Below are 8,320 nucleotides of genomic sequence, written 5' to 3'. Positions count from 1 at the left end.
GTTCCGGACCCCGCCACGCTCCCTCTGCTTGGCACTCCGCTTGACCGAGTGCTAACCGCCGTCCTAGTCTCGCTTCTGGCACTCCCCACCGGAGAGTGCCAACACAGCGACGGGCAGGTCCGGCACCCGCGACGACGGATCCACCTGGTCGCCACCTCAGACAGTTAACCCCGTGAGATCTCCGAAGGGGGAGGTCGGATCGTGACGACCGCCAGCTCCAAGGTTGCCATCAAGCCGCTCGAGGACCGCATTGTGGTCCAGCCGCTCGACGCCGAGCAGACCACGGCCTCTGGCCTGGTCATTCCGGACACGGCCAAGGAGAAGCCCCAGGAGGGCGTCGTCCTGGCCGTGGGCCCGGGCCGGATCGAGGACGGCAAGCGCGTCGAACTCGACGTCGCCGTCGGTGACGTCGTGCTCTACAGCAAGTACGGCGGCACCGAGGTGAAGTACAACGGTGACGAGTACCTCGTCCTCTCGGCTCGCGACGTGCTCGCGATCATCGAGAAGTAATTCACCTCGAAGCGAATGCTTCTGAGCTGCGCCCCTGGCCACCCTGCTGACAGCCGGGCGGCGAGGGGCGCAGTTTTCGTATCACCAAGTTTCCGAGAGGGCTGAACCGCTCCCATGGCGAAGATCCTGAAGTTCGACGAGGACGCCCGTCGCGCCCTTGAGCGCGGCGTCAACAAGCTTGCCGACACGGTGAAGGTGACGATCGGCCCCAAGGGCCGCAACGTCGTCATCGACAAGAAGTTCGGCGCCCCCACCATCACCAACGACGGTGTCACCATCGCGCGCGAGGTCGAGCTCGACGACCCGTACGAGAACCTGGGCGCCCAGCTCGTGAAGGAGGTGGCGACCAAGACCAACGACATCGCGGGTGACGGCACCACCACCGCCACCGTGCTGGCCCAGGCGCTGGTCCGCGAGGGTCTGCGCAACGTCGCCGCCGGCGCTTCCCCGGCCGCCCTGAAGAAGGGCATCGACGCCGCCGTCAAGGCCGTCTCGCAGGAGCTGCTCGCCACCGCGCGTCCGATCGACGACAAGTCGGACATCGCCGCCGTGGCCGCGCTCTCCGCGCAGGACCAGCAGGTCGGCGAGCTCATCGCCGAGGCCATGGACAAGGTCGGCAAGGACGGTGTCATCACCGTCGAGGAGTCCAACACCTTCGGCCTGGAGCTGGAGTTCACCGAGGGCATGGCCTTCGACAAGGGCTACCTCTCCCCGTACATGGTCTCCGACCAGGAGCGTATGGAGGCCGTCCTCGACGACCCGTACATCCTGATCAACCAGGGCAAGATCTCCTCGATCCAGGACCTCCTGCCGCTCCTCGAGAAGGTCATCCAGGCCGGCTCCTCCAAGCCGCTCCTGATCATCGCCGAGGACGTCGAGGGTGAGGCCCTCTCCACCCTGGTCGTCAACAAGATCCGCGGCACGTTCAACGCCGTGGCCGTCAAGGCCCCGGGCTTCGGCGACCGCCGCAAGGCGATGCTCCAGGACATGGCCACCCTCACCGGTGCCACCGTCATCGCCGAGGAGGTCGGCCTCAAGCTCGACCAGGCCGGTCTGGACGTGCTGGGCTCCGCCCGCCGCGTGACCGTCACCAAGGACGACACCACGATCGTCGACGGCGGCGGCAACAGCGAGGACGTGGTCGGCCGCGTCGCGCAGATCAAGGCCGAGATCGAGTCCACGGACTCCGACTGGGACCGCGAGAAGCTCCAGGAGCGCCTCGCGAAGCTCGCCGGCGGCGTGTGCGTGATCAAGGTCGGCGCCGCCACCGAGGTGGAGCTGAAGGAGAAGAAGCACCGTCTGGAGGACGCCATCTCCGCGACCCGCGCCGCGGTCGAGGAGGGCATCGTCTCCGGTGGTGGCTCCGCGCTCGTCCACGCCGTCAAGGTCCTGGAGGGCAACCTCGACAAGACCGGCGACGAGGCCACCGGTGTCGCGGTCGTCCGCCGCGCCGCCGTCGAGCCGCTGCGCTGGATCGCCGAGAACGCCGGCCTGGAGGGTTACGTCATCACCTCCAAGGTCGCCGAGCTCGACAAGGGCCAGGGCTTCAACGCCGCCACCGGCGAGTACGGCGACCTGGTCAAGGCCGGCGTCATCGACCCGGTCAAGGTGACGCGCTCCGCCCTGGAGAACGCCGCCTCCATCGCCTCCCTGCTGCTCACGACCGAGACCCTGGTCGTCGAGAAGCCGGCCGAGGAAGAGGCCGACGCCGGTCACGGCCACGGTCACGGCCACAGCCACTGACGTGGTGACGCGCTGACGCGCTGACGTCGTACGAAGGTGAAGGCCCCCGTTCCCGCCACCGGCGGGGCGGGGGCCTTTCCCGTACGCCCGTCCGTCACGCCGAGTGGCGCAGCGCCGTCGGGTGCACCGGGTCCGCGAACGGCTTCCCCGAGGCGAACCGCTCCACCTCGTCCAGCGCCAGATCCGCCATCCGGTGCAGCTCGTTGCCGAGCGAACCGGCGATGTGCGGGGTCAGCAGGACGTTGGGCAGGTCGTACAACGGGCTCCGGCGATCGGGGAGTTCGGGCTCGGTGACGTCCAGTACGGCGTGCAGACGCCCCGAAAGCAGCTCGCCGAGCAGGGCGGGCCCGTCCACCAGGGAGCCGCGCGCGGTGTTGATCAGGGTCGCCCCGTCCGGCATCGCGGCCAGCTGACGGGCGCCGATCATCCGCTCGGTGGCCGGGAGCTGCGGCGCGTGGACCGAGACGACACTGCTCCGGGCGCACAGCTCGTCCAGCGGGACGGCCTCCACCCCCAGCCGGGCCGCCTCGGCCGCGTCGACGTACGGGTCGTGGAGCAGCACCCGGAAGTCGAAGGGGCGCAGCAGCTCGATCACCCGGCGGCCGATCCGGGAGGCGCCGACAAGCCCGACCGTACGGTGGTAGTTGCCGGTGCCGTCCCCCTCGCGCAGCCAGTCGTGCGGGGCGCGCAGCTCCGCGTACCGCTGGGCCGAGGCCAGCACGCGCTTGCCCGCGAAGAGGATCGCGGCCAGCGTGTACTCGGCGACCGGCAGCGCGTTGGCCGCCGCCGCCGAGGTCACCGCGATGCCCCGCTCCCAGCACGCGTCGGTGATGTGGTGCTTCACCGACCCGGCGGCGTGCACGACGGCCCGCAGCCGGGGCGCCGAGGCCAGCACCCCGGCCGTGAGCGGCGGCGCTCCCCAGCAGGTCAGCAGCACTTCGGCCTCGGCCAGCGCCGCCGCGACGGCCGGCGCGGGCGCCGGGAGTTCATGGGCGACGAGGTACGGGTCGGTCCGGGCGAGCGCGGCGAGGCGGGTGCGGTGCCGGTCGGTGAGCAGCCGCTCGGCGATCCCGGGGCCCATGGCGAGGAGGACGGCGGGGCGGTTGTCAGTGGTGTGGTGCATGGTGGAACTCGGGCTCCTCACGGGGGCGTTGTCCATGGGTAACCGGCTGCGGGTCCGTCCGGTCACTTGACGCTGCCCGCGGTGAGACCGGCCTTCCAGTGCCGCTGGAGGGCGACGAAGGCGATGACGAGGGGGAGGACGGCGAGGAGGGAGCCGGTGACGACGAGGGGGTAGAACGAGGGCTCGGCGTGGGTGTTGGAGTTCCACGCGTACAGACCGAGGCTCAGCGGGAAGAGCTTCTGGTCCGAGAGCATCACCAGGGGGAGGAAGAAGTTGTTCCAGATCGCGGTGAACTGGAAGAGGAACACGGTGACGAAACCGGGCATGATCATCCGCAGCCCGATCGACCAGAAGGCGCGCAGCTCGCCCGCCCCGTCGATCCGCGCCGCCTCCAGCGCCTCGTCGGGGATATGACTCGCGCTGAAGACGCGCGAGAGATAGACCCCGAAGGGGTTCACCAGGACGGGGATCAGCACCGACCAGTAGGTGTTGACCAGCCCTGTCCGGCTGGCGAGCAGATACATCGGCAGCGCGAGCGCGGTGGAGGGTACGAGCACCCCGAGCAGCACCACCGCGAACAGCTTCTCCTTGCCCCGGAAGTCGTACTTGTCGAAGGCGTACCCGGCGGCGACGCTGATCAGCGCGCAGACCAGCGCGCCCCCGCCCGCGTACAGCAGGGAGTTGAGGTACCACCGCAGATAGACGCCGTCGTTGTAGGAGGCGAGAGCGGAGAGGTTGTGGCCGAGGTCGAAGCCCTGGAAGCCCTCGAAGGAGAAGGCGTCGCCGGTGAGGAGTCCGCCGGTGTCCTTGGTGGCGGCGCTGACCAGCCAGAGGAGGGGGAAGAGGGTGTAGAGGGCGGAGAGCAGCAGGACGCCGTTGACGGCGGCCCTGGAGAGCAGGCGGCCGGGAGCGGGAGCGGCTCTCGTCCCTCGCGCCGCCTTCGTCGCCTTCGCCGGCTTCCGTGTCGGCGGCGGTGTTGTCGTACGGGCGGTGGCGGCGGTACGGGCGGTGGGCTCGGCGCCCGCGGTGGCCGGGGAGGTCATGCCCGCGCCCCCTTCCGGGTGGTGAGGCGGGTGACGGCGAAGGAGAGCAGCGCCGCGGTGAGGGCGAGCAGGACGGCGGCGGCAGCGGCCAGGCCGTAGTCGTTGCGGGCGAAGGCCGCGGTGTAGGCGTACAGGGTGGGCGTCCAGGTGGAGGTGACCGCCGAGCCGGAGCCCTGGTTGAGGATGAGCGGCTCGGTGAACAACTGGAGCGAGCCGATCACGGTGAACAGCGCCACCATCCCGAGCGAGGCCCGGACCAGCGGGATCTTGATGCTGAACGCGGTCCGCCAGGCGCCCGCGCCGTCCACGGTGGCCGCCTCCAGGACGGACCGGTCGATGGCCTGGAGGGCCGCGTAGAAGATCACCACGTTGTAGCCGAGCCACTCCCACAGCGCGATGTTGACCACGGAGGGCAGGGCGCCGCCGGGGGAGAGGAGGCTGAGACCGATGCCGCCGGAGTCCAGGGCCCGCACGACCGGGCTGAGGCCCGGCGTGTAGAGGTACACCCAGATCAGCGCGGCGATGATGCCGGGCACGGCGTGCGGCAGGAAGAGCGCCAGCTGGAAGAAGCGGCGGGCCCGGGCGAGCCCCGAGTCGAGCAGCAGGGCGAGGGTGAGCGCCGCGCCGACCATCAGGGGGATGTAGAGGGCGCAGTAGCCGAGCAGGATCCAGAAGCCGTCGCGGAAGGCCCGGTCGCCCAGGGCCGCCGTGTAGTTGTCGAGCCCGCTGAAGACGGACTCGGCGCCGCCGAACCCCAGCCCCGACTGCTTCTCGGTGAACAGGCTCAGCCAGACGGCGTATCCGACCGGCACCACCGTCACCGCGGTGAACAGCACGAAGAAGGGAGTGAGCAGGACGCCCGCGGCGGCGCCGGTGCGGCGGGTGGTCCGAGCCTTCGCCGCCACGGTCAGCCCTCGACCTTCAGCCCGCGCTTCTTCAGCTCGGCCACGGTGGCGTCATGGGCCGCCCGTACCGCGTCCCTGATGGTGACCGAGCCGCCGGGCACCCGGCCGAACCGGTCCTTGAGCGTGGTGTTGGTGGTGCCGGTGGTCGGGCCCCAGCTCCAGCGCGGGTTGATCGAGGCGCCCGCCTCGTCGAAGAGCCGGTAGATGTCCTGGCCGCCGTAGAACCCGGCGTCGAAGGCCTTCTTGGCGGCCGGGCGCAGCGCGACGTCGGCCGGGAAGGCGCTCGATGTGCCGGGGGCGATCCGCGCCCTGACGCCGTCCTCGGTGGTGGACATCCAGGTGGCGAACTCGACCGCCGCCGCGGCCTTCCCGCTCCCCTTGGTCACCGCCCAGGTGGAGCCGCCGAGCATGCCGCTGGCGGGCTTGCCGTCCCAGGTGGGCACGGGTGCGACGCCCCACTTGCCGCTCTGGTCGGGCAGGGTCGACTTGAGGACGCCCGCGCCCCAGGAGGCACCGAGGTAGCCGACGGTCGAACCGTTCTTGAGGGCGGCCGTCCACTCGGGGCTGAAGGAGACGGCCGTCTGCACGAGCTTGTCGTCGATCAGCCCCTGCCAGTAGTCGGCGACCTTCCCGGTGGCGGCGTCCGAGGTGTTCAGCTTCCAGGTGTCGCCCTCGGCCTTGAACCACTGGGCACCCGCCTGCCAGGCCATCGCCTCGAAGGTGGTCGGGTCGTCCGGCATGAAGGTCGCGATCCGCGCCCTGGGATCGGCCTTCTTCGCCTTCTCGGCGGCGGTTCGGAACTCGGCCCAGGTCCTCGGCACCTCGATCCTGTTCTCGGCGAAGAAGTCCTTGCGGTAGAAGTACGTCTGGGGAGCGGCGTCGAACGGGACGGCCCAGCTCTTCCCGCCCAGCGTGGTGAGGTCGACCGCCTGCGGCAGGAACTTCTTCCTCACGTCGTCCGTGAGGTACGGGCCGATGTCCTGGAGCGCGCCCCGGCTGACGAACTCGGGCAGCATCGGATACTCGACGGCGACCAGGTCCGGGCCGTTGCCCGCCTTCACCGCGTTGGAGATCTTGGCGTAGCCGCCGGCGTTGCCGGACGGGATCTCCTCGAACCTGACCCGGATGTTCCGGTGCGAGGAGTTGAAGGCGTCCACCACGTCCTTCGACCCCTTCTGCCACGCCCAGAAGGTCAGGGTGACGGGCTTGTCGGCGGTGCCCTTGCCGCCCGCGCCGGAGGAGCCGTCGTCACCGCCCCCGCAGGCCGTGAGCAGGGCGAGGGCGGTGGCGGCCGAGACGGCGGCGGTCGATCTGGTCCAACTGCGGCTCACGGAACGGCTCCTGAACGTGAGGGGACGAGGCGATGGCCGCGATCCTTGAGCCGGTCCTGACCGAAGTCAAGAGCGAAAGTTCGAATGATCGAAAAATGATCGAACGGGGGTTGGGGAGGTAGAGAGGTCTAGACCACTGGCCCCTGATGTGCGTGCCCGCCGGGCCGCTGGGCCGGTCGAGGGGTCGCCCGGGGGCCGGTCAGGGGGCAGGCTGATGCGACGCGCGGGAGGCCGGATCGGCGGGCGAGCCCGGCGGGGGAGCCCCGCACGAGGACCGCACCCGCAGCCGGGGCAGTAGATCCACATGGCGGCGCGGCGGCCCGTCCGGCTCCGCCGGGGCACCGCGCAGCCGCTCGACCAGGAGCCGCGCCGCGTACCGCCCCACCTCGTGCTTGGGCGGTGCCACCGCCGTCAGCGGGGTGTCCGCCAGCGCCGCCACCTCGTCGTCGTAGGCCACGAGCGCCAGGTCCCGCGGCACCCGGACGCCCAGTTCGCCCAGGCGCTGGGCGATCCGGATCGCGTCCACGTCGTTGTGGACCAGCGCCGCCGTCGCCTTCCCGGCGCGCACCGCCGCGAGCAGCGCCCCCACCGCCGCCTCGAAGCCCGCCGGATCCGCCTCCGCCGGGACCGAGTCGATCACCGGGTGCGGCGCCGTCAGTCCCAGGGCCTCCAGCGCCTGGCGGTACCCGGCGCGCACCGCCAGCGCCGTCGGGCTGTCGGCCCGCGCCACCAGAAGCGGCGCCCGGTGCCCCAGCCCGGTCAGATGGCGTACGGCGAGGAGCACCCCGTGAGCGTGGTCCGAGCAGACCCGGTCCAGATCGTCCAGGGCGCTCCCGGGCACCCCACGCCGCTCCAGGAGCACCGTGGGCACGGGGAGTTCGGTGATCCACCGCCCGTGCTCGGCCGGGTCGTGCGGCTCCTTCCAGCCCGGGGCGACCAGCAGCCCCTCGGCCCCGGCCGCCAGCAGCCCGGCCGCCCGGGCCGCGTCCTCCCGCGGGCGGTAGTCCGAGATCCGCAGGATCAGCCGCGCCCCGGCGTCGGCCGCCGCCTCGTGCGCACCCCGGATGACCTCGGCGAAGTAGTACGTCGCGTTGGGCGCGATCATGCCGAGCACCAGCTCGCGACCGCCGGGACCGCCCGGCGCGGGCGCCCCGGGCGCGCCCTCCCGGTGCGGCCAGGAGACCTTGCCGTGCACCCGGTCGAGCAGGCCCCGCACGGCCAGCGCCTCCACGTCCCGCCGCACGGTCACGGGGGAGACGCCCAACTGGCCCGCCAGGTCCGAGACCCGGGCCGAGCCGCGCCGGCGCACCAGCTCCAGCAGTCGGTCGTGACGTTCGGCAGCACTCTCTCGCACGGCGGCAGTCCCCTCGCAGTGTGGCTCGCGTCCGGCGCGCACCCGGCGCGCGTACGGCTCACGTACGGCTCGCTCATGTCGGCGCGTGGCTCGCGCCGGTTCGCGGTGTGGTGACCGTGACCGGCCTCCCGGGCCCACGACCCTAATGCACCGTGATCGAACACCCAGGAGTTTCGATCAATCGGTCCGACTCCATTGACGTTCGATCAGCCAACGCCCTACATTCCGGACGCCGGATCGCGCCCGGGGCGAGGGGAGCAGCAGTGCCGCCACCACCGACACCGCCACCACTCCCGTCCAAGCCCCCACCC

Annotated in this window: 7 protein-coding genes; 2 read left to right on the top strand and 5 right to left on the bottom strand. The window is 71.3% G+C overall.

The window, feature by feature from the left end; all coding sequences use genetic code 11:
* Positions 1-201 precede the first annotated feature (201 nt).
* Together groES and groL are read left to right on the top strand one after the other, a co-directional pair.
* Positions 202-510 (top strand): co-chaperone GroES, encoded by a 309-nt coding sequence (gene groES / locus ACJA3G_RS23665; protein ID WP_358833549.1) that lies wholly within the window; start codon positions 202-204, stop codon positions 508-510.
* A 114-nt stretch (positions 511-624) separates the two neighbouring features.
* The gene (gene groL, locus ACJA3G_RS23660) at positions 625-2,253 is read left to right on the top strand and encodes a chaperonin GroEL (protein WP_406555043.1); all 1,629 of its coding nucleotides are present in this window, start codon (positions 625-627) and stop codon (positions 2,251-2,253) included.
* 94 nt (positions 2,254-2,347) lie between these two features.
* Here the strand turns inward: groL and ACJA3G_RS23655 are convergent, their stop codons facing one another.
* The 5 genes from ACJA3G_RS23655 to ACJA3G_RS23635 all read right to left on the bottom strand — a co-directional run bounded on the left by ACJA3G_RS23655 (position 2,348) and on the right by ACJA3G_RS23635 (position 8,009).
* On the bottom strand, positions 2,348-3,376 hold the full coding sequence (locus tag ACJA3G_RS23655) for a hydroxyacid dehydrogenase (protein WP_406555042.1): 1,029 nt from the start codon (positions 3,374-3,376) through the stop codon (positions 2,348-2,350).
* Positions 3,377-3,438: 62 nt separating this feature from the next.
* Positions 3,439-4,419 carry a carbohydrate ABC transporter permease gene (locus ACJA3G_RS23650; protein WP_406555041.1) on the bottom strand — a complete coding sequence of 327 codons (981 nt, stop codon included), beginning with the start codon at positions 4,417-4,419 and terminating at the stop codon, positions 3,439-3,441.
* Positions 4,416-5,324 (bottom strand): carbohydrate ABC transporter permease, encoded by a 909-nt coding sequence (locus ACJA3G_RS23645; protein ID WP_406555040.1) that lies wholly within the window; start codon positions 5,322-5,324, stop codon positions 4,416-4,418. The genes ACJA3G_RS23650 and ACJA3G_RS23645 overlap by 4 nt, the downstream gene beginning before the upstream one ends.
* 2 nt (positions 5,325-5,326) lie before the next feature.
* Positions 5,327-6,655 (bottom strand): ABC transporter substrate-binding protein, encoded by a 1,329-nt coding sequence (locus ACJA3G_RS23640; RefSeq protein ID WP_406555039.1) that lies wholly within the window; start codon positions 6,653-6,655, stop codon positions 5,327-5,329.
* Positions 6,656-6,854: 199 nt separating this feature from the next.
* The gene (locus ACJA3G_RS23635) at positions 6,855-8,009 is read right to left on the bottom strand and encodes a substrate-binding domain-containing protein (RefSeq protein ID WP_406555038.1); all 1,155 of its coding nucleotides are present in this window, start codon (positions 8,007-8,009) and stop codon (positions 6,855-6,857) included.
* Between the last annotated feature and the right edge of the window lie 311 nt (positions 8,010-8,320).

The organism is Streptomyces sp. YS-3 (assembly GCF_045257485.1).
Lineage (GTDB): Bacteria > Actinomycetota > Actinomycetes > Streptomycetales > Streptomycetaceae > Streptomyces.
The sequence above is the reverse complement of the archived record's forward strand: the minus strand, read 5'-3'. Positions and strand labels throughout refer to the sequence as shown.